Genomic DNA, 21,478 nt, shown 5'->3' with positions numbered 1-21,478 from the left:
CCCATGAGCACCACCCCTCGCGTCGTCATCATCGGCGCCGGCATCGTCGGCACGAACCTCGCCGACGAGCTCGTCCAGCGCGGCTGGACCGACGTCACCGTCATCGAGCAGGGCCCGCTGCCCCTCCCGGGCGGGTCGACGTCGCACGCGCCCGGACTCGTCTACCAGACGAACCCGTCACGGTCGCTCACCCACTTCGCGCAGTACACGGTGGAGAAGCTCGTGTCCCTGGGCTGCTTCAACCAGGTGGGCGGCCTCGAAGTGGCCACCACGCCGGAGCGGCTGGAGGAGCTCCAGCGCAAGGTGGGCTACGCGACGTCGTGGGGACTCGAGGGCCGGCTGCTCACCCCCGAGGAGGTGCTCGAGCAGCACCCCCTGGTCAACCCCGAGATGGTCCTGGGCGGCTACCACGTCCCCACGGACGGACTCGCCCTCGCGGCCAAGGCGGTGCAGGTGCTCATCGAGCGCACCTCCCGCGCCGGCGTGACCTACTGCGCGGAGACGACCGTCACCGGCATCGAGAGGTCGAACGGCCGCGTGACCGGCGTGACCACGTCGGACGGAACCGTGCCGGCCGACGTCGTCGTCTCCTGCGCCGGATTCTGGGGACCGGCCATCGGCGAGATGGCCGGCATGCCGTGCCCCATCCTGCCGCTGGCCCACCAGTACGTCTTCACCTCCGCGGTCCCGGAGCTGGTCGGCAAGCACGACGCACCCAACGGCGCGAGCCTGCCGATCCTCCGGCACCAGGACGCGGACCTCTACTACCGGGAGTGGGGGGACCGGATCGGCATCGGCTCCTACGCGCACCGCCCGATGCCGGTGGACCTCTCCGACCTGCCGCACTACGCGCCCCGCGACATCGCCCACGACCGGATGCCCTCCCGCCTGGACTTCACGCCGGAGGACTTCGCCGAGCAGTGGGCCGAGAGCCGGCGCTTTCTCCCCAGCCTGCGCGGCAGCGAGGTGGCCGAGGGCTTCAACGGCATCTTCTCCTTCACCCCGGACGGGGGCCCGCTCATCGGCGAGTCCCCGGACCTCGAGGGGTTCTTCGTCGCGGAGGCGGTGTGGGTCACCCACTCCTCCGGGGTGGCCAAGGCCATGGCCGAGCTGCTGGTGGACGGCGCGCCGGAGACGGACCTGCACGGCTGCGAGGCCACGCGGTTCGACGACGTGCAGCTGTCCCCGGAGTACGTCGAGGAGACGGGCAAGCAGAACTTCGTGGAGATCTACGACGTCCTCCACCCCCTCCAGCCCCGGGAGTCGCCGCGCAACCTGCGGGTCAGCCCGTTCTACCCCCGGGAGGTGGAGCTCGGCGCCTTCTTCCTGGAGAGCCACGGCTGGGAGCGCCCGCACTGGTACGAGTCCAACGGCGCGCTCCTGGACCAGCTGCCGGAGGAGTGGCGCGAGCCGGAGCGGGAGCCGTGGGCGGCCCGGTACCACTCGCCGATCGCGGCGGTCGAGGCGTGGAAGACCCGCACCGCCGTGGCGATGTACGACATGACCCCGCTCAAGCGCGTGACGGTCGAGGGACCGGGCGCCGCCGCCCTGCTGCAGCGGCTCACCACCGGCAACATCCTGCGCAAGCCGGGCGCCGTGACGTACTGCCTCCTGCTGGACGAGAAGGCCGGGATCCGCAGCGACATCACCGTGGCCCGGCTCGACGAGAACCTGTTCCAGGCCGGCATCAACAGCAGCGTGGACGTGGCGTACCTGTCCGCCGAGGCGTCCCGGCAGAGCGCCGAGGACCCCGCCGCCTGGGTGCTGGTCCGGGACACCACCGCCGAGACCTGCTGCATCGGGCTGTGGGGACCGAAGGCGCGGGAGGTCATGGCGAAGGTCTCCCGGGACGACCTGTCCAACGAGGGCCTGAAGTACTTCCGCACCAAGCAGATCCGGGTGGGCGGGCTGCGGGTCACCGCGATGCGCCTCTCCTACGTGGGCGAGCTCGGCTGGGAGCTGTACACCACCGCGGACCAGGGGCTGCGGCTGTGGGACCTGCTGCACGAGGCGGGGCAGGAGTTCGGCATCGTCCCCGCCGGGCGCGCGGCCTTCAACAGCCTGCGCGTGGAGAAGGGCTACCGGTCCTGGGGCACCGACATGACCACCGAGCACACCGCCCTGGAAGCCGGCCTGGACTTCGCCGTCAAGAAGGACAAGGGCGACTTCGTCGGGTCGGAGGCCGTGGCCGCCGACGGCCAGGTCCGCCGGAGGCTGCGCTGCCTGACCGTCGACGACGGCCGCTCCGTGGTCCTGGGCAAGGAGCCGGTCTACGTGGACGGCACCGCCGCCGGCTATGTCACCAGCGCGGTCTTCGGCCACACCGTGGGCCGGCCGGTCGCCTACGCCTGGCTCCCGCCGGAGGTCTCCGAGGGGGACGGCGTGGAGATCGAGTACCTCGGCGAGCGCGTCCGGGCCACGGTCAGCGCCGAGCCGCTCGTGGACCCCGGCATGGAGCGCATCCGCGGTTGAGGTCCCTGCCGCCGCGGCCGGGGCGTGCACTGCTCCGGCCGCGGCTCCCGGTCCCGGCCTCGGGACTCCCCAGTACGACATCTGTGATCGCGCACTGTTCCCGGTGCCGACGACGACAACGAAAGGCAGTTCCAGCATGCACAAGGTCAAGGGCGTGGTGTCGAAGGGCAAGAACCAGCCGGTGAGCGTGGAGACCATCCTGGTGCCGGACCCCGGGCCGGGGGAGGCGCTGGTGGACGTGCTCACCTGCGGGGTGTGCCAGACCGACCACCACTACGTCGAGGGCGGGGTCGGCGACGACTACCCGTTCCTGCTCGGCCACGAGTCCTCGGGTGTCGTCTCGGCGGTCGGTGAGGGCGTGACCGAGGTTGCCGTGGGCGACCACGTGATCCTGAACTGGCGTGCGGTGTGCGGGCAGTGCCGGGCCTGCCGCAAGGGCGAGCCCTGGTACTGCTTCGCCACCCACAACGCCACCCAGAGGATGACGCTCGAGGACGGCACCCCGCTGACTCCGGCCCTGGGCATCGGCTCCTTCGCCGAGAAGACCCTGGTGGCCGCGGGCCAGTGCACGAAGATCGACGCCGACCTCGAGGACCACCAGTACGCGGCCGTCGGGCTGCTCGGCTGCGGGGTGATGGCCGGGATCGGCGCGGTGCTCAACACCGGTGCCGTCAAGCGCGGGGAGTCCGTGGCCGTCATCGGCTGCGGGGGTGTCGGGGCGGCCGCGATCGCCGGGGCGGCGCTGGCCGGGGCCACCACGATCGTGGCCGTGGATCTCGACGACGAGAAGCTGGCCACCGCACGGCAGTTCGGGGCCACCCACACCGTCAACTCGCGCAGCACCGACCCGGTGGCGGCGATCCGGGAGCTCACGGGCGGGTTCGGCGCCGATCTGGTGATCGACGCGGTCGGCATCGCCCCGACCTTCAAGCAGGCCTTCGAGGCCCGTGATCTGGCGGGGCGGATGGTCCTGGTGGGCGTGCCGGCCCCGGGGACCACGTGGGAGATCCCGCTGGACGAGGTGTTCGGCCGCGGCGGGTCGATCAAGTCCGCCTGGTACGGCGACACCCTGCCCTCACGGGACTTCCCGATGCTCGTGGAGCAGTACCGGCTGGGCCGGCTGGACCTGGACGGCTTCGTCACCGAGCGGATCGGCCTGGGCGAGGTCGAGGAGGCCTTCGCGAAGATGAAGGCCGGCACCGTCCTGCGCTCGGTGGTGGAACTGGACCGTGCCGGGACCGGCACGCAGGAGCGCGTCGCGGAGACCGGCGTGGCCGCGACGGCCGGAGCGGGCCGATGACCGCGCGGCAGGCCGCTCAGCAGCGCACCGACGCCTCGGGCCGGGTCCGGGTCGAGCACCTGGTGACCGCCGGGACGTTCTCCCTGGACGGCGGGACCTGGGAGGTCGAGAACAACGTGTGGATCGTGGGCGACGACGACCAGTGCCTGGTCATCGACCCGGCCCACGACCCGCAGAAGGTCGTGGACGCCGTGGGCGGCCGGGCCGTGGCGGCCATCCTGCTCACCCACGGTCACGACGACCACATCCGCGCTGTCGCCGAGGTCGCCGAGCAGCTGCGGGCCCCGGTGTACCTGAACCCGGACGACACGATGCTCTGGGAACAGGTCCATCCGACCCGTCGTTTCGACCGCATCATCCGCGACGGAGACGTCTACACGGTGGGCGGGGTGCGCCTGACCGCGCTGCACACACCAGGCCACTCGCCCGGGTCCGTGTGCTTCTGGGCGCCGGAGCTGGGGGAGGGCGGGGTGCTCTTCTCCGGGGACACCCTCTTCCAGGGCGGTCCCGGCGCCACCGGCCGCTCGTACTCGGACTTCCCCACGATCGTGGACTCCATCCGCGACCGGCTGCTCGTCCTGCCGGAGGCCACGGAGGTGCTCACCGGCCACGGGGACACCACCACGATCGGCGCGGAGGCCCCGCACCTGCAGGAGTGGATCGACCGCGGTCACTGAACAGGAGGAGGCCGGTCCGGGTGAGCTCCCGGAGCGCGACGACCCGATCCCCGCGGAGGCGCGAGAGCCTCCGCGGGGATCGGGTCGTTTCCGGGCTGTCCCGCCCGGGACGACCCGGAACCGTGGCCCTGAACGGCCTGCCCTGCGGATCCGGCCGCCCTGCGGTCTCCGGCAGGCGCCGGGGCCGCCGTGGACGTGGGCCGGCCCGGCCAGGAAGGCCCCGGCCTGTGCGAGCGCAGGGGCACGCACGAGAGCGCCGCCCCGGCAGGATCCCGGGGCGGCGCTCTCGTGCGAACGGCTCAGCGCAGGACGACCGTGCGGTTGCCGTGCAGGATGACCCGGCCCTCGCAGTGCCACTTCACGGCGTTGGACAGGGCCTTGCACTCGGTGTCGCGGCCGGCGGCCACGAGGTCCTCCGGGCCGTGGGTGTGGTCCACGTCCACGAGCTGCTGGGCGATGATCGGGCCCTCGTCGAGCTCGGCGTTGACGTAGTGCGCCGTGGCGCCCACGGTCTTCACGCCGCGCTCGTAGGCCTGGTGGTACGGCTTGGCGCCCTTGAAGCTGGGCAGGAACGAGTGGTGGATGTTGATCACCCGGCCCTCCATCCGGGTGGCCAGCGAGTCGCTGAGCACCTGCATGTAGCGGGCCAGGACCACGAGGTCCACCTCGAAGCGGTCCACGAGCTCCAGCAGGCGCGCCTCGGCGGCCGGCTTGGTGTCCGGGGTCACGGGCACGTGGAAGAACGGGATGCCGTGCCACTCGACCAGGCGCTGGTGGTCCCGGTGGTTGGAGACCACCGCGACGATGTCCACCGGCAGGTCACCCGTCCGGGCCCGGAAGAGCAGGTCGTTGAGGCAGTGGCCGAACTTCGAGACCATCACGAGCACGCGCCGCTTGGCCCCGTGCTCGTTGAGCTCCCAGCGCATGCCGAACCGCTCGGCCACCGGGGCGAGAGCCGTCCGGAGGGCCTCGGGGTCCAGGCCCTCGCCCGTGGCCGGGGCCACGTGCACGCGCATGAAGAAGTGCCCGAGCCGGCGGTCGTCGAACTGGGTCAGTTCCACGATGTTGGCGCCGTGCTCCAGCAGCACGCCGCTGACGGCGTGCACGATCCCCGGCTTCTCGGGGCAGTCGAGGGTCAGCACCAGTTCCGTCGTGGCGGGAACGGTGCGCACCGGCTCCGGTCGGAGTCGCTGGTCAGCATTCGATGACGTTGACGGCCAGTCCACCACGGGAGGTCTCCTTGTACTTGATCTTCATGTCGTTGCCGGTCTCCCGCATGGTCTTGATGACCTGGTCGAGGGAGACCTTGTGCTCGCCGTCGCCGTGCAGGGCCAGGCGGGCGGCGTTGACGGCCTTCGTGCTCGCGATGGCGTTGCGCTCGATGCAGGGAATCTGCACCAGCCCGCCCACCGGGTCGCAGGTCAGGCCGAGGTTGTGCTCCATGCCGATCTCGGCCGCGTTCTCCACCTGGTCGGGGGACCCGCCCAGCACCGCGCACAGTCCCGCGGCCGCCATGGAGCAGGCGGAGCCGACCTCGCCCTGACAGCCCATCTCCGCGCCCGAGATGGAGGCGTTCTCCTTGATCAGGATACCGACGGCGGCCGCCGTCAGCAGGAACTCCACCACGCCGTTCTCGTCCGCGCCGGAGATGAACCGGGTGTAAAAGTGCAGGACAGCCGGGATGATGCCGGCGGCGCCGTTGGTCGGGGCGGTGACGATCCGTCCGCCGGAGGCGTTCTCCTCGTTGACCGCCAGGGCGTAGAGGTTGATCCACTCCATGGCGTGCAGCGGATCGGGGACCGGCCGCCCCGTGGCCGTCGCGGTGGCCTCGGCCTCCCGCAGCCGGGCCCGCAGGGCCGGCGCCCGGCGGCGGACCTTCATCCCGCCGGGCAGCGTGGCCTCGGTGCGGGTGCACCCGTTCTCCACGCACTGCTGCATCACGTCCCAGATGTGCAGCAGCGCCGCCCGGGTGTCCTCCTCGGGCCGCCGGGACCGCTCGTTGGCGAGCATGATCCCGGCGATCGACATGCCCTCCCGCCGGCAGTGCTCGAGGAGCTGGCCGCCGGTGCTGAACGGGTAAGGCACCGTGGTGTCGTCGGCCACGACACGGTCGGCGCCCGTGGCCTCACCGTCGACGACGAAACCGCCGCCCACCGAGTAGAAGGTCCGCTCCCGCAGCAGCTCGCCGTCCGTCCCGTGGGCGAAGAACGTCATGCCGTTCGGGTGCGCCGGCAGGGACCTGCGGCGGTGCATGACCACGTCCTTCGGCCGGTCGAAGGGGACCGGGTGGGTCCCCCCCAGGCACAGCTGCCCCCGCTCCGTGCTGACCCGCACCTGCTCGTCGGCCGTGTCGGTGTCCACGGTCTCCGGGTCCGCACCCTGCAGCCCCAGGATCACGGCCTTGTCGGAGCCGTGGCCGTGGCCGGTCGCGCCCAGGGAGCCGAACAGCTCGGCGCGCACCCGGGTCACGGACTCCAGGAGCCTGTCCCTCCTGAGGCCGTCGGCGAACAGCGCCGCCGCGCGCATCGGGCCCACCGTGTGGGAGGAGGAGGGCCCGATGCCCACGGAGAACAGGTCGAGGACGCTGAGCGCCATCAGGGCACCTCGGGAGCCGAGAACTCCGTCATCGCGTCGAGCAGCCACCGGGCGGTGTACTCCGCGAAGGAGGACCGCGGCATGATCCGCCAGGTCAGCTCCGCGGTCCGCCACAGCAGCACCTGCACCGGGCCCAGGGTCGTGGCCACGGCGGTGCCGACCGCGAAGGACCGGGGGTGCAGGTCCAGGTGGCAGCTCTTCTCGAGCACGGCGCGGGCCGAGGGCCCGGACAGCTCGAGCGTGGTGCGGTTGGCGGACAGGTCCACGGCCTGCCCGGGCTCGGTCCCCAGGGCCCGGGCCAGCCCGGCGGCGGTGCCGGCGTCGTCGGTCCCCGCCTCGCGGAGGTCGCTTCCCGCGGGGCCGATCTCCGCGGGCCCCATCCCCTCGGGGCCGACGAGCAGGAACTCGTCGGGGCCGATCCACAGGATCGCGGTGGCCTCGGCGGAGCCGCTGATCTGGCCGTGGCCGGCCGGCAGAGGCATCCCGGCCGCGGCCGCGACGGCCTCGGCGGCGGGGGTGCCCGGCGCCACCCGGATCCCGACCATGGTCAGGAAGGGGACCTCGCGCAGGGCCACGCCGCGTTCACCCGTCACGGTCTGCTCGCGCATCTGCTGCGCGAGGTGGGCCAGCGGGCTGCGGCGCAGGGCGGTGGTGTCGGTCAGGAGCTGCTCAGCCATCTCGGCGGTTCCCTTCGGGGTCGTAGAGCACGGGTTCTGCGATGACGACGTCCACGAGCTGCCCGTCGAGCGGGGCCTGGAGCGTCTCACCGATGCGGTTGCGGCCGTTCTCGACCAGGGCGAGACCGAAGGTCCGGTCCAGGGCGGCGCTGCGGTAGCTGGAGGTGACGTGCCCGACCATCGGCACGGGGCCCTCCTGCGGGGTGATGGGCGTGCCGTGCTCGACCAGCTGCGCGCCCTCGGGGAGGCGGAAGGAACGGTCCACGGGCAGCACCGCCACGAGCTGCTTGCGCTCGGGGCTGGTCGCGGACGGACGGTCGTAGGACCGCTTGCCGATGAAGTCCTTGGTCTTGGACACCACCCACTCCATCCCCAGGTCCTGCGGGGTGACCGTGCCGTCGGTGTCCTGCCCCACGATGGGGTAGGCCTTCTCCGCGCGCAGCACGTGCATGGTCTCGGTGCCGTACGGGGTGATGCCGTACTCGGCGCCGGCCTCCGCGACGGCCTCCCAGACGGAGAGTCCGTACCAGGAGGAGACGTTGATCTCGAAGGCCAGCTCCCCGGAGAACGAGATCCGGCAGACCCGCGCGGGGATCCCGGAGGCCAGGACCGTCTCGCGGAAGGCCATGAACGGGAACGCCTCGTTGGACACGTCCAGGTCCGGGGCGAGCTTCGCGATGACGGCGCGGGACTTCGGGCCGACGACGGCGACGGTGGTGTACTGCTCCGTCACGGACGTGAAAGTGACGTCCAGCTCCGGCCACTCGGTCTGGGACCACTCCTCGAGCCATTCCAGGACCTTGGCCGCACCGCCGGTGGTGGTGGTCATGAAGTACCGGTCCTCGTCCAGGCGCAGGGTCACGCCGTCGTCGAAAACCATGCCGTCGGGGGTGCACATGACCCCGTAGCGGCCCATGCCGGGCTTGAGCTTCTTGAAGGCGTTGGTGTAGACGCGGTTGAGGAACTCCCCGGCGTCCTTGCCCCGGATCTCGATCTTGCCCAGCGTGGTGGCGTCCATGAACCCCACCGATTCGCGGACGGCCGCGCACTCGCGCAGCACGGCCGCGTCCATGTCCTCCCCGGCCTGGGGGTAGTACCAGGGCCGCTTCCACTGCCCGACGTCCTCGAAGAGGGCCCCGTGGGCCACGTGCCAGGAGTGGACTGAGGTCAGCCGCGCCGGGTCGAAGAGCTCACCCTGCCGCCGTCCCGCCAGGGCCTTGAAGGCCACGGGGGTGTAGGGGGCGCGATAGGTGGTGGTGCCGATGCCGCCGACGTCGGTGCTGTTCAGCGCGGCCGCGATGACGCCGATGGCGTTGACCCCGGAGGTCTTGCCCTGGTCGTTGGCGGTGGAGATGGAGGTGTAGCGCTTGACGTGCTCCACCGACCGCATGCCGGCGCCGGTCGAGCGCAGCACCTCGGCGACCGTCTGGTCGCGCTGGAAGTCCACGAAGTGGCGGCTCCAGTCCGACGGCTCCCCGTCGGGCCCGGGAACCAGCCACAGCGGCCGGACCGGGGCGAAGGCCTCCGCGGCGGCGGCCGGCTCCTGGGCGGAGGTGTCGAACCCGGCGCGGCAGGCGGCCTCGGCGCCGGCGCGGGCGCCCTGGCCGAGGCATCCGGCCAGGTCCAGCACGCCGTTGACGGACCCCGCGGTCTGCTGGTCGCGCACCGGCAGGGCGGGGACGAACCCGGCGAGGTCGTCGTTCCAGGTCAGCTTCCCCTGCCGCTGGCTGTGCAGGTGCACCACCGGGGTCCACCCGCCGGAGACCGCCAGCAGGTCGGCGTCCACGGTCGTGGTGGGACCGGTCAGCCGGCCGTCCTCGTCGATCCCGCTGAGCGTGACGGCGCTGACGCGCCCGTCCGCGCCGTCGCCGGCGGTCTCCACCACGGCGCTGCCGGTCCACACCTGGACTCCCGTGCGGGCGGCGGTGCGCTCGGCCACGGCGGTGAGCTCGGGGCGCGAGTCGACCACGCCCGCGACGTCCACGCCGGCGGCGACCAGATCGGCCACCACGGCGTAGACGGAGTCGTTGGTGGTGGCCGCCACGACCCGTGTGCCGGCGGCCACGGCGTAGCGGTTGAGGTAGGTGCGCACCGCGCCGGCGAGCATGACGCCGGGGCGGTCGTTGTCGGTGAACACGATCGGCCGCTCGTGCGCGCCGGTGGCGAGCACCACCTGATTCGCCCGCACGTGCCAGATCCGCTCCCGCGAGACCCCGGCACCGGGGGCGGTGCCCAGGTGGTCGGTGCGCCGCTGGACGGCGACGACGTAGTTGCTGTCGTAGTTGCCGAAAGCAGTGGTGCGGTGCAGGACCGTGGTCTCGGGGGCCTCCCGGAGGGCGGCGAGGGTCTCGGCCACCCAGTCACGGGCGGGCATGCCGTCGACGGTCTCGTCGCGGCCGGACAGCAGGGACCCTCCGGCCTCCGGCTGCTCGTCCATGAGGATGACCCGGGCCCCTGACTTCGCGGCCTCCCGGGCCGCGGCGAGGCCCGCGGGCCCGGCGCCGACGACGAGGACGTCGGTGTGCACGTGCTTGTGGTCGTAGACGGCCTCGTCCTTGGCCGGGTCGAGCTGTCCGAGCCCGCGCAGATAGGACGCCTGCAGCCCGTCGGTCAGCTCCACCGTGGTGGCCGGGAGCATGGACTCGGCGACGTCGGCCTCGGTGCGCGCGGCGACCTTGACCAGCGCGTTGGGCTCCTCCACGCCGGCGGACATGATCCCGCGCGGACGGCCCAGGTACATCGAGTCGCCGCAGCGGATGCGTCCCGCGGCCAGCAGGGCCGAGGCCAGGGTGTCACCGGCGTACCCGGTGAACTCTTCTCCGTCCACGGTGAAGCGCACCGCCGAGGTGCGGTCGATGCTGCCGGTCGCGCTCTGCTGCGCCGGCAGGCGGTGGGACTGAGCGCTCACTTGACGCCTCCGATCTCGGGCTTGGGCTCGCCCATCCTGTAGACGGCCTTGATCTCATAGGTCACGGTGTCGCGGACGACGTTGAACCAGCGGCGGCAGCCGACGGCGTGGGCCCACCGCTCCGCGATCAGACCCTTGGGGTTGTTGCGGTAGAAGAGGTACTCCGCCCACTCCTTGTCGGAGAGCTGGGAGGGGTCCTCGGGATAGGGCACGTGGGCCTCCCCGCCGTACTGGTACTCGGTCTCGTCGCGCGGCCCGCAGTGGGGGCAGTCGATCAGCAGCATGGTGTTCCGGCCTCCTAGTGGGCCACGGCGGCGGCGCCGTGCTCGTCGATGAGGACCCCGGTCTCGAAGCGCTCCAGGGCGAAGGGCTCGTTGAGGGGGTGGGGTTCGTCGTTGGCGATGGTGTGGGCGAAGGAGTAGCCGGCTCCGGGAGTTCCCTTGAAGCCGCCGGTGCCCCAGCCGCAGTTGACGTACATCTGGTCCACGGGCGTCTTGGAGACGATCGGCGAGGCGTCCAGGGTGACGTCCACGATCCCGCCCCAGGTGCGCAGGACGTGGGCGCGGGCGAAGATCGGGAAGAGCTCCACCGCGGCCGCCATCTGGTCCTCGATGACGTGGAAGGCGCCCCGCTGGCCGTAGCCGTTGTAGGCGTCCACGCCGGCGCCCATGACCAGCTCGCCCTTGTGGGCCTGCGAGACGTAGACGTGCACGTGGTTGGACATCACCACGGTCGGGTGCACGGGCTCGTGCAGCTCCGAGACCAGGGCCTGCAGCGGGTGGGACTGGATCGGCAGCCGGAACCCGGCGAGCTCCGCCAGGACCGAGCTGTGCCCGGCCCCGCAGAGGCCGACCTTGCCGGTGTTGATCCGCCCGCGGGACGTCTCCACGGCCACCACCCGGTCGCCGTCCTTGACGAAGCCGGTGACCTCGCAGTTCTGGATGATGTCCACGCCCATCTCGTCGCACTTGCGGGCGAACGCCCACGCCACGTGGTCGTGCTTGGCGATGCCCGCGCGTGGCTGGTAGGTCGCTCCCATCACCGGGTAGCGGATGTCGTCCCCGATGTTGATGATCGGGCACAGCTCCTTGACCTGCTCCGGGCTGATCCACTCCGCGTCGATGCCGTTGAGCTTGTTCGCGTTGACCCGGCGCACGGACTCGCGGACGTCGCCCAGGGTGTGCGCCAGGTTCATCACCCCGCGCTGGGAGAACAGGAAGTCGTACTCCAGCTCCTCGGGCAGGATCTCCCAGAGCTTCAGGGAGTGCTCGTACATCGCCGCGGACTCGTCCCACAGGTAGTTGGAGCGGATGATCGTGGTGTTCCGGGCCATGTTCCCGCCGGCCAGCCAGCCGCGCTCCAGCACGGCGATGTTGGTCATGCCGTGGTTCTTGGCCAGGTAGTAGGCGGTCGCGAGCCCGTGCCCGCCGCCGCCGACGATCACGGCGTCGTAGGAGGACTTCGGGTCCGGGTTGTGCCACAGGAAGTCCGGGTGCTCCGGCAGCAGATCAGCCATCAGAGGGCTCCGTTCAGGACGGGGGCGGACAGGTTCGGGTAGAGCGGGAACCGCTCGGCCAGAGCCGTGACGCGGTCGCGCAGAGCGCTCAGGTCGGCCTCGGGTCCGGCGATGAGGGCTTCGGCGATGATGTCGGCGACCTCGGTGAACTCGGCGGCGCCGAATCCCCGCGTGGCCAGGGCCGGGGTGCCGATGCGCAGCCCGGAGGAGACCATCGGCGGGCGCGGGTCGAAGGGCACGGCGTTGCGGTTGACGGTGATGCCCACGCGGTGCAGGAGGTCCTCGGCCTGCTGGCCGTCCAGCTCGCAGTCGCGCAGGTCCACGAGCACCAGGTGCACGTCGGTGCCTCCGCTGACCAGGGAGATCCCGCCGGCCATGACGTCGGGGGACAGCAGCCGGGTGGCCAGGATCCGTGCCCCCTCCAGGGTGCGGGCCTGCCGGTCGGCGAACTCCTCGGTCGCGGCGTACTTGAAGGCCACGGCCTTGGCGGCGATCACGTGCTCGAGCGGGCCGCCCTGCTGTCCCGGGAAGACGGCGGAGTTGATCTTCTTCGCCAGCTCCTGCTTGCTCAGGATCACCCCGCCGCGCGGACCGCCGAGAGTCTTGTGGGTGGTCGTGGTCACCACGTCCGCGTGCGGGACGGGGTTGGGGTGCAGCCCGGCGGCCACGAGTCCGGCGAAGTGGGCCATGTCCACCATCAGGTAGGCCCCGACCTGGTCGGCGATGCGGCGGAACTCGGCGAAGTCCAGCTGCCGGGTGTAGGCCGACCAGCCGGCGACGATGAGCTTGGGCCGGTGCTCGAGCGCGAGGCGCTCGACCTCGGCCATGTCGATGCGGTGGTCCTGCTCGGAGACGCCGTAGGCGGCGACCTTGTAGAGCTTGCCGGAGAAGTTGAGCTTCATCCCGTGGGTGAGGTGTCCGCCGTGGGCCAGGTTCAGTCCCAGGATGGTGTCCCCCGGGTCCAGCAGCGCCGACATGGCGGCCGCGTTGGCCTGGGCGCCCGAGTGGGGCTGGACGTTGGCGGCCTCGGCGCCGAACAGTGCCTTGAGGCGGTCGATCGCCAGCTGCTCGACCACGTCGACGTGCTCGCAGCCGCCGTAGTACCGCCGCCCGGGGTAGCCCTCGGCGTACTTGTTGGTCAGCACCGACCCCTGCGCCTCCATCACGGACACGGGAGCGAAGTTCTCCGAGGCGATCATCTCCAGCGTGGACTGCTGGCGGACCAGCTCCTGATCGATGGCCGCCGCGATCTCCGGGTCGGCTTCGGCCAGATGGGTGTTCAGATCGGGCATCCCTGGGCTCCTCAACGTCTCGCATTCTCTGCTGATACGGTTTTGATATATCAGCTGTGGTTCAAAGGTATGCTAGGGGTGAGGGGCTGTCAATGGATGACGGACCGCCTTCCGCCACTGCGGCGTCGACCCCGATCGAGGAGTGCAGACATGAGCGTCACCACGCGTCCCGAGCACGGCACGGAAGCCCCCGTGTCACTGGCCGGCCGGGCCTACCAGCAGCTGCGCGACCGCCTGACCGTGCTCGAGATCCGGCCGGGCGCCATGATCCACGACGCGCACCTGGCGGCCGAGATGGGCATCGGCAGGACCCCGATCCGGGAGGCGCTCAAACGGCTGGAGACCGACCACCTGGTGGTCTCCTATCCCCGGCGGGGGACGTTCGCCACGCAGGTGGACATCACGGCGCTGTCGGACGTCTCCGAGCTGCGTCGCCACCTCGAGCCGCTCGCCGCGCACAAGGCCGCACTGGCCGCGTCCGAGCCCGTCCGGGAGCAGATGCACGACGTGGTCCGCACGCTCGAGGAGCTCGCCGGTGGTGACCCCACGAATCGGGACTTCATGCGCGCGGACCTCGCCGTGCACCGGCTGATCTACCGAGCGGCGGACAACGCCCATCTCGAGGAGACCCTGGTGCGGCTGGACAATCTCGCCACCCGCATCTGGTGCCTCGTGCTGGACCGGGTGCCAGGCGTCTCCGGGCACGTGCACGAGCACGTGCAGCTGCTGGAGGCGATCACCGACGGGCGGGCGGACGACGCCGCCGACCTCGCCCTCGAGCACGTCACGAGCTTCGAGCGGACCATGCGGAACGTGCTGTGAACCGGGCCGGCGGCAGGTGGCTCCTCCGCCCCGGTGACGAGCCCGGCGACCCGGCGGCAGGTGGCTCCTCCGCCCCCGGTGACGAGCCCGGTGACCCGGCAGGGGGCTGCGTGCACGCACCGGTCCGCATCTGCTGATCCATGACGCTACGGTAGGAGAAAGGCCCTTCCGGGAAGCACCCGCCCGCCCGCGGTGGCTGCCCGACGCCAACGGAAAGTGCACACCACGACATGTCCACCACGCCTCTCTCCGCTCCGGACGAGCCGCTCTCCCTGGCCGACCAGGCCTTCTTCCAGCTGCAGGACCGGCTGATCTTCCTGGACATCCCCCCGGGGGCGCCCCTCAACGAGGGTCGCCTCTCGCAGGAGCTCAACCTCGGGCGGACGCCGCTGCGCGAGGCACTCAAGCGGCTCGAGTCCGAGCACCTGGTGGTCACGTACTCCCGGCGCGGGACCTTCGCCACCACCGTGGACATCACCGCGCTCTCGGAGATCTCGCAGGTGCGCGAGGTGCTGGAGCCCCTCGCCGCCCGGCTGGCGGCCGAACGACGCGGCGGGGAGTCCCGGACCCAGCTGGAGGAGCTGCGGAACCGCCTGACCGACCCCGACAACGAGCGGCTGAACAGGGACGAGGCGCTGCGCTGGGACGTGCGCATCCACCGGGCGATCTACGCCGCGGCCGGCAACTCCCACCTGCAGGTCACGCTGGAGCGCTACAGCAACCTGGCCACCCGCATCTGGTGCGTGGTGGCCGACCGCATTCCCGAGCTCCAGGAGCACATCACCGTGCACAGCGCCCTGCTGACCGCGGTCCTGGCGGGCGACGCGGACGAGGCCGCCACCATCATGCTCCAGCACGTCCAGGACTTCGAGACCCAGATCCGGCAGGTGCTCTGAGCCCTGCGGGAGGCACACGGCACCGCACGCCGCCTCGGCGCTGGGCGAGAGCGGCACGGTGTCCGCGTCCCGCCGGCCCGCCTCGTCCCGGCCCTGGGCCGTCCTCCGGTGGTCAGGAGGGGGTGCGCGACGCGAGCGTCCGGGTGGCGGCCGGCTCGCTGCCGAGCCCCAGCGCCGCCTGAGTGGTGTGCAGCAGGAGAAGTGCGGTCGTCACCGTGCCCACGCCGCCGGGGACCGGGGTGAGGGCCGCGGCCACCTCGGCGGTCGAGGCGGGCTCCACGTCCCCGACCAGGTCGCCGTCGTCGAGGACGTTGGTGCCGACGTCGACGACCACCGCGCCGGGCCGGACGTGCTCCCCGGTGAGCAGCCCCGGCCGCCCTGCCGCCGCGACGACGACCTCCGCCTCGGACGTGTACCGCGCGAGCGGCCGGGATCGGGAGTGGCAGACGGTGACGGTGGCGTCACGCTGGAGCAGGAGCTGGAGCAGGGGCTTGCCGACGACCGCGGAACGGCCGACCACCGAGACGTGCCGGCCGGCCAGGGGAACCTCGTAGTGCTCCAGGATCTCCACCACCGCCCGGGCCGTCGCGGGGGCGAACGCGGGCTGCCCCACGGTCAGCCGGCCCAGGCTGAGGGGGTTGGCCCCGTCGACGTCCTTGGCCGCGCTGATGCGGGCGACCAGCTCGTCCACGGCCGCTCCCGGGGGCAGGGGCGTCTGCAGGATGATGCCGTGGACGTCCTCGTCCTCGCTGAGCAGGGTGAGCGTCGAGGCGATCTCGTCCTCGCCGGCGTCGGCCCCGAGATCGACGACCGTGCAGCGCACGCCTGCCGTGTCCGCGGCCCGCGCGATGGAGCGGACGTACCACAGGGTCGCCTCGTTGTCGGTGGCCACGACGACCGCCAGCCCGGGGACCACTCCGCTCCGGCGCAGCGCGGTGACGTTGCCCTCGGTCTCGGCCCGCAGCCGGCGTGCGACGGGGCCCCCGGTCAGCCGGCGCGCGGTCATGCCGTTACCTTCTCGCGCACGCGGTCCGCTACGGCCTGGGCGGACAGGACGGCGTCGTGGCCGTCCTGGAGCTCGTCCGTGAGCTGCGCCCGGGTCCTCGCGTCCGTGATCGCGCTGATGTTCATGTCCAGCGTGATCAGGGCCGTGGCGATGGCGGCCCGGGCCGCCTCCGAGGCGGCGGCCACGTCGCTGATCACGGTGGGGTTGCTGAACTCGGCCAGTTCCCGGCCCAGATCGATGATCTCGGTTGCCAGGCCGATCAGCGCCCGCGGCGGCGCGGCTGCGGCGACCGTGGCGTCCTGGACGGCCCGGGAACGAGCGGCGCGGTCCTCCTCGGAGGCGGAGGGCAGGCGGTAGGCGGAGATCACGGCCGCGAAGGCCTTCTCGTCGTCGTCGGCCAGCTGCAGGGCCTCCGGGATGATGTCGTCGGCGCGGCCGGCGATCCGGAGGGACTGCTCCTCGTGCTGGGCGTACCGCGCGCCGGTGGTGTAGCGCGCCACCATGGCGATCAGGGCAGCCCCCTGGGCCGCGTGCAGCGCCGCGGCTGCCCCGCCCCCGGGCGTGGGTTCCCGGGATGCCAGCCGTTCCAGGTAGTCGTTGAGGGTCTCCGAGCCGATCATGGTCTGCATCCTTCGGTGGGCGTTGACGGACAGCGGTGGGTGCCGGCGGATCGTGCCGGTCCATGGGGAGCTGCGGCCCCGAGCCCGGTGGCGAAGCAGGAACGGGGCCGCAGGACTGGGGGAGGCGGTGCCGCGGGATGAGGGTGGCTCAGCCGCGCGGTGCGGTCGCCTCCGGGTCGCAGGGCGGCGGTCGCCGTGGCCGGGAGGTCCGTGCAGGAGCGTCCGGGACGACGGCCGGGGCCGCACGGATCAGCGGAAGACGACGGTGCTGGCGCCCTCCAGGAGCACGCGGTGCTCGCAGTGCCAGCGGACCGCGCGGGAGAGGGCCAGGGCCTCCGCGTCCTGCCCCACGGTGGACAGAGTTCGCGGGTCGTGGGTGTGGTCCACCCGGATGACCTCCTGCTCGATGATCGGTCCCTCGTCCAGGTCCGCCGTCACGTAGTGGGCGGTGGCACCGACCAGCTTCACGCCCCGTTCATAGGCCTGGTGGTAGGGCCGGGCTCCCTTGAAGCCGGGCAGGAAGGAGTGGTGGATGTTGATGGCCCTTCCCTCCAGTGCACGGCAGAGGTCGTCGGAGAGGATCTGCATGTAGCGCGCCAGCACCACGAGATCGATGTCGTGCTCCTCGACCAGCTCCAGCAGCCGGCGCTCCGACTCCGCCTTGGTCGCCGGGGAGACGGGGACGTGCACGAAGGGCAGGCCCGCTGCCTCGGCCATGGGGCGCAGGTCCTCGTGGTTGGAGACCACCAGGGCGATCTCTCCCCCGAGGCCACCGCCCCGCCACCGGAAGATCAGGTCGTTGAGGCAGTGGCCGCCCTTGGACACCATGACCAGCAGCCGGGGCGGGGTCTGGTCGTGGAGCCGGTGGCGCATGCCGAACCGCTCGGCGACGGGGGCGAAGTTCTGCTCCAGCGTCTCGAGGCTCAGCTCCGGCGGGCCGCTGAACGCGGTGCGCAGGTGGACGAGCCCGTGCACCCGGTCGTCGAACTGCTGGTGCTCCGTGATGTTGGCCCCGTGGGCGAGAAGGAACTCCGTGACGGCATGGACGATCCCTACCTGGTCCCGGCAGGTGAGGGTGAGCACGAACGGGGACGGTGTGTGCCGGAGGGTCGCCTCCGCCGGGGCGGCGGCGGGCTGCGCGGTGGAGGAGAGGGTGTCGACGACGGTCATGGAAGGCTCCTGCCTGGGTGGACGACTACTGGGTGCGACTGACGTACCGGCGCGGCGTCCGGCCGGCCCGGCGCCACGCCGAGGGATGCGGCGTGGCGCCGGGCCGGCCGTCCGCCGCACGACGGATCCGGGGCCCGGTCAGCCGGGCCCCGGCTGACCGGGCCCCGGCTGACCGGGCCCCGGCTGACCGGGCCCCGGCTGACCGGGCCCCGGGCCTACTGGCTCGTGGGACCGGCGGCGGGCACGACGTCGCCGACTTTCTCGGTGATCCAGTCGTGGAAGGCGCCGATGTGGTGCTCGGAGGGCACCAGGACGCCGCCGGTGGCGTAGACCTTGGAGCTCATGGCGGGCTGGCAGCGCTCGCAGGCGTCGAAGTCCTGCTGGTTGACCCGGTGGAAGAGCTCCACCGAGGCCGAGACGTCCTTGCCGGACTCGACCACGGAGGGCAGGTAGAGCCAGTCGCACTCGACGATGGTGTGGTCGGGGGCCATGGGGAACATGCGGTGGATGATGACGTGGTCGGGCACCAGGTTCACGAACACGGTGGGCTTGACGGTGATCGCGTAGTAGCGGCGGTCGTGGTCCTCGTCCACGCCCGGGAGCTTGTCGAGGCCTTCGGAGCCGTCGACGGTGAAGCCCAGGACGTCGTCGCCGAACTCGGCGCCGTGGCCCACGAAGTACTGGGCGGCGAGTCCGTCGGCGAACTCGGGCAGGACCTCGGTGAGCTCGGGGTGGATGGTGGCGCAGTGGTAGCACTCCATGAAGTTCTCGATGATGAGCTTCCAGTTGGCCTTCACGTCGTAGGTGATGCGCCGGCCCAGGGAGAGGTTGGCGATGTCGTAGCCCTCGATGGCCTGGGTGTCGCCGAGGCGTTCCTGGATGTCGCCCATGACGTCGTCCTCGAAGGACGGGGGGTTCTCGGCCAGGCAGACCCAGACGTAGCCGAGGTACTCGCGGACCGGGACGGTGACCAGGCCGTACTCATGGCGGTCGATGTCGGGCATCTTGGTGAGGTTGGGGGCGGCGATGAGCTTGCCGTCGAAGTCGTAGGTCCACGCGTGGTAGGGGCACTGGAAGGAGCGTCCGGCTTCGCCCGTGTCCTCCATGCACAGTTTCACCCCGCGGTGGCGGCAGATGTTGTAGAAGGCGCGGATGCCGTGCTTGCGGTTGCGGGTGATGATGATGGACTCGCGGCCGATCTGGACGGTGCGGAAGGCACCGGGCTTGTCGAGGTCGGCGGCGCGCACGGCGCAGAACCACATCTGCTCGAAGATGCGTTCCTGTTCGGCGCGGAAGACGGCCTCGTCCACGTACGTGGAGCCGGGCAGGGTGGAGATCAGGGACTCCGAGACAACGTTGGTCGACAACTCTTTACTCCTTGGGTCGTGCGGTGCGTCGAGCACGGTGCGGGGAACGGGGTGGGACGGGAGGACGGGGTGGCGCGGGCGGGTCAGGCCGCGACCGGCTGGGCGGCGGTGGCGGCGAGTTTCTCGATGGTCTTGCGCCAGCGGCAGAAGAGCCTGGTCTGGTTCCAGGCCAGCACGGCCACGGGGTGGTCCCCGGCGTAGTAGACGGCCAGCAGGGACTCCTGGCCGGGGCCGCCGTGCTCATAGGCCACGCGGTCGGCGCGGGAGGCGTCGCCGACGAACTGCAGGCGGGTGCCGTACTGGTCGGACCAGAAGTAGGGGGGCTTGACCGGCGGCAGGGTCGCCGGGTCGGCCCCGAGCAGGGCGCCCACGGCCACGGCCGGGCGCTGGGCGGCCCCGGTCCAGTGCTCCACCCGGTGGTGGCGTCCGGTGGCGGGGTCCCACCAGGCGGCGCAGTCGCCCACGGCCACGACCCCGGGGATGCTGGTGGCCCCGGTCGCGTCGCAGAGCACGCCGTTGCCCAGCTCGATCCCGGAGCTCTCCAGCCAGGCGGTGTTGGGCACCGCCCCGATGCCCACGAGCACCACGTCGGCGGGCAGCACCCGCCCGCCGGCCAGGTGCACCGCGGTCACGGATCCGTCGGCGAGGGCGAAGTCGGCGATCTGGGCCCCGCAGATCAGCTCGACCCCGGCGCGTTCGTGCAGTCCGGCCACGACCGTCCCCAGCTGGGAGCCCAGCGGCCCGCACAGCGGGGTGGGGGACTTCTCCAGCACGGTGACCTCCAGGCCCAGGGCGTGGGCGGTGGAGGCGACCTCGGCGCCGATGAACCCGGCGCCGACGACCACCAGCCGTCGGCCCGGGCGCAGCAGGGTGCGCAGCTTCTGCGCGTCGTCGAGGGTGCGCAGGCTGACCACGTTGGCGGCCCCGGCGATCTGGGGCAGGGACCGGGGGGAGGCGCCGGTGGCGATCACCAGCCCGGCGGCGTGCACGGTGGTCCCGTCGGCCAGGTGCACCAGGCGGGTGGCCGGATCGAAGGACACCGCCCGGGTGCCGAGGATCCACTCCGCGTCGAGGTCCTCCTCGTGGGTCTCCAGGGCGAGGTCGGCCGGCTCGATCCGCCCGGCCAGGAAGTCCTTGGACAGCGGGGGCCGGTCGTAGGGGCGCTGGTGGTCATCACCGATGATCACCAGCCGGCCGGTGAACCCGAGGCTGCGCGCGGCCCGGGCGGCCGACAGACCGGCCAGCGACGCTCCGACAATGACGAGGGACTCCATGGAGGACCCCTTTCCCAGGACTGGTGACGGACGATCCGGGACCCCGGCAACACCAAGCAGCCGGCAGACCCGCAGGAGCGTAATACGCAACCTGGTTCGTAATGTGCCCACAGCGTGACCTGTGCCACTTCCCCCTGTCAAGCATTTCGCGGCATCGTCCGGGCTGTCTCCGGCGTAGCGCCGCGAACGGTCGCCGTGGAGCCCGGATCCTTGGCACCACGGCTCCGCCGCTCCGCGATTGTTGCGTACTGTGAATTCAGTTGCACACTTTGAGGTGCTGGTGCGGTTCGCGCCCGTTCCGGCCCCGGTGGAGGGAACGAATTCGCCCGAGGGGCATCTCGCCCCGCGGGGGTGCGCGGGAGGCCCCGACCGCGCGCAGGCCCCCGCACCGTTCGGTGCGGGGGCCTGCGCGTGCGGGGAGGCGGCTCAGCGTTCGCGCTCGCCCCGGATGAAGGCCTCCAGGTCCGCCCTCGCCACGTCGTCGGGCCGCTGGAGGGCCGGGGACTTCATGAAGTACGCCGAGGCCGAGGTCAGCGGACCCCCGATGCCCCGGTCCAGGCCGATCTTCGCCGCCCGGATCGCGTCGATGATCACCCCGGCCGAGTTCGGCGAGTCCCACACCTCCAGCTTGTACTCCAGGGAGATCGGCGCGTTGCCGAAACCGTGGCCCTCCAGCCGCACGAAGGCGAACTTCCGGTCCTCCAACCACGGCACGTGGTCCGAAGGACCGATGTGCACGTCCCGGGTGCCGAACTCCCGGACCACGTTGGAGGTCACCGCCTGGGTCTTGGAGATCTTCTTCGACTCCAGCCGGGTGCGCTCGAGCATGTTCATGAAGTCCATGTTCCCGCCCACGTTGAGCTGGTAGGTGCGGTCCAGCACGTAC

General features: G+C 71.8%; 17 protein-coding genes and 1 pseudogene. 5 read left to right on the top strand and 13 right to left on the bottom strand.

Features of this window, described 5'->3' with window-relative positions; genetic code table 11:
- The first annotated feature begins 3 nt into the window (after positions 1–3).
- The 3 genes from QYM41_RS12120 to QYM41_RS12110 all read left to right on the top strand — a co-directional run bounded on the left by QYM41_RS12120 (position 4) and on the right by QYM41_RS12110 (position 4,449).
- A complete protein-coding gene (locus QYM41_RS12120; protein ID WP_368800018.1) occupies positions 4–2,472 on the top strand; it encodes a GcvT family protein in 2,469 nt (822 codons plus the stop codon).
- 136 nt (positions 2,473–2,608) lie between these two features.
- Entirely contained in the window at positions 2,609–3,772 is a 1,164-nt protein-coding gene (locus tag QYM41_RS12115; RefSeq protein WP_368800017.1) for an S-(hydroxymethyl)mycothiol dehydrogenase, read from the top strand.
- A complete protein-coding gene (locus tag QYM41_RS12110; RefSeq protein WP_368800016.1) occupies positions 3,769–4,449 on the top strand; it encodes an MBL fold metallo-hydrolase in 681 nt (226 codons plus the stop codon). Before QYM41_RS12115 ends, QYM41_RS12110 begins: the two co-directional genes overlap by 4 nt.
- A gap of 299 nt (positions 4,450–4,748) precedes the next feature.
- On the opposite strand, the gene purU (QYM41_RS12105) is transcribed toward QYM41_RS12110, so the two are convergent.
- From purU (QYM41_RS12105) to glyA, 7 genes are read right to left on the bottom strand one after another with little or no spacing between them, the layout of a single operon-like run.
- Positions 4,749–5,621, bottom strand: coding sequence for a formyltetrahydrofolate deformylase (gene purU / locus QYM41_RS12105; RefSeq protein WP_368800015.1), 873 nt, complete (start codon positions 5,619–5,621; stop codon positions 4,749–4,751).
- A gap of 22 nt (positions 5,622–5,643) precedes the next feature.
- Positions 5,644–7,044 carry an L-serine ammonia-lyase gene (locus QYM41_RS12100; protein WP_368800014.1) on the bottom strand — a complete coding sequence of 467 codons (1,401 nt, stop codon included), beginning with the start codon at positions 7,042–7,044 and terminating at the stop codon, positions 5,644–5,646.
- Entirely contained in the window at positions 7,044–7,721 is a 678-nt protein-coding gene (locus tag QYM41_RS12095) for a sarcosine oxidase subunit gamma (protein WP_368800013.1), read from the bottom strand. The genes QYM41_RS12100 and QYM41_RS12095 overlap by 1 nt, the downstream gene beginning before the upstream one ends.
- Positions 7,714–10,629, bottom strand: a complete 2,916-nt coding sequence (locus tag QYM41_RS12090) for a sarcosine oxidase subunit alpha family protein (RefSeq protein ID WP_368800012.1) — start codon at positions 10,627–10,629, stop codon at positions 7,714–7,716. Before QYM41_RS12090 ends, QYM41_RS12095 begins: the two co-directional genes overlap by 8 nt.
- The gene (locus QYM41_RS12085; RefSeq protein ID WP_368800011.1) at positions 10,626–10,913 is read right to left on the bottom strand and encodes a sarcosine oxidase subunit delta; all 288 of its coding nucleotides are present in this window, start codon (positions 10,911–10,913) and stop codon (positions 10,626–10,628) included. The genes QYM41_RS12090 and QYM41_RS12085 overlap by 4 nt, the downstream gene beginning before the upstream one ends.
- A gap of 14 nt (positions 10,914–10,927) precedes the next feature.
- The gene (locus QYM41_RS12080) at positions 10,928–12,145 is read right to left on the bottom strand and encodes a sarcosine oxidase subunit beta family protein (protein WP_133409847.1); all 1,218 of its coding nucleotides are present in this window, start codon (positions 12,143–12,145) and stop codon (positions 10,928–10,930) included.
- Positions 12,145–13,437, bottom strand: coding sequence for a serine hydroxymethyltransferase (glyA, locus tag QYM41_RS12075; RefSeq protein ID WP_368800010.1), 1,293 nt, complete (start codon positions 13,435–13,437; stop codon positions 12,145–12,147). The genes QYM41_RS12080 and glyA overlap by 1 nt, the downstream gene beginning before the upstream one ends.
- Before the next feature lie 150 nt (positions 13,438–13,587).
- Between glyA and QYM41_RS12070 the strand changes: the two genes are divergently transcribed.
- Together QYM41_RS12070 and QYM41_RS12065 are read left to right on the top strand one after the other, a co-directional pair.
- Complete coding sequence (locus tag QYM41_RS12070) at positions 13,588–14,259, top strand: GntR family transcriptional regulator (RefSeq protein WP_368800009.1); 672 nt, start codon at positions 13,588–13,590, stop codon at positions 14,257–14,259.
- A 230-nt stretch (positions 14,260–14,489) separates the two neighbouring features.
- Positions 14,490–15,155, top strand: coding sequence for a GntR family transcriptional regulator (locus QYM41_RS12065; RefSeq protein WP_368800008.1), 666 nt, complete (start codon positions 14,490–14,492; stop codon positions 15,153–15,155).
- A gap of 112 nt (positions 15,156–15,267) precedes the next feature.
- On the opposite strand, the gene QYM41_RS12060 is transcribed toward QYM41_RS12065, so the two are convergent.
- From QYM41_RS12060 to QYM41_RS12035, 6 genes and pseudogenes are all read right to left on the bottom strand, one after another.
- Complete coding sequence (locus QYM41_RS12060) at positions 15,268–16,161, bottom strand: bifunctional 5,10-methylenetetrahydrofolate dehydrogenase/5,10-methenyltetrahydrofolate cyclohydrolase (protein ID WP_368800007.1); 894 nt, start codon at positions 16,159–16,161, stop codon at positions 15,268–15,270.
- Positions 16,158–16,781 (bottom strand): cyclodeaminase/cyclohydrolase family protein, encoded by a 624-nt coding sequence (locus tag QYM41_RS12055; RefSeq protein ID WP_368800006.1) that lies wholly within the window; start codon positions 16,779–16,781, stop codon positions 16,158–16,160. Before QYM41_RS12055 ends, QYM41_RS12060 begins: the two co-directional genes overlap by 4 nt.
- A 249-nt stretch (positions 16,782–17,030) precedes the next feature.
- The gene (gene purU, locus QYM41_RS12050) at positions 17,031–17,951 is read right to left on the bottom strand and encodes a formyltetrahydrofolate deformylase (RefSeq protein ID WP_368800005.1); all 921 of its coding nucleotides are present in this window, start codon (positions 17,949–17,951) and stop codon (positions 17,031–17,033) included.
- 215 nt (positions 17,952–18,166) lie between these two features.
- Positions 18,167–19,318: an aromatic ring-hydroxylating oxygenase subunit alpha gene (locus QYM41_RS12045; RefSeq protein ID WP_368800004.1), complete on the bottom strand. Its 1,152-nt coding sequence runs from the start codon at positions 19,316–19,318 to the stop codon at positions 18,167–18,169.
- A gap of 83 nt (positions 19,319–19,401) precedes the next feature.
- Positions 19,402–20,592, bottom strand: a complete 1,191-nt coding sequence (locus QYM41_RS12040) for an NAD(P)/FAD-dependent oxidoreductase (RefSeq protein WP_368800003.1) — start codon at positions 20,590–20,592, stop codon at positions 19,402–19,404.
- A 426-nt stretch (positions 20,593–21,018) separates the two neighbouring features.
- Positions 21,019–21,478: pseudogene (locus tag QYM41_RS12035) on the bottom strand (inositol-3-phosphate synthase); the annotation flags it as partial.

This window comes from Kocuria oxytropis, assembly GCF_040981195.1.
Classification (GTDB): domain Bacteria; phylum Actinomycetota; class Actinomycetes; order Actinomycetales; family Micrococcaceae; genus Kocuria; species Kocuria oxytropis.
Note: the sequence above shows the minus strand (reverse complement) of the source record. Positions and strands in the feature narration are given on the sequence as shown.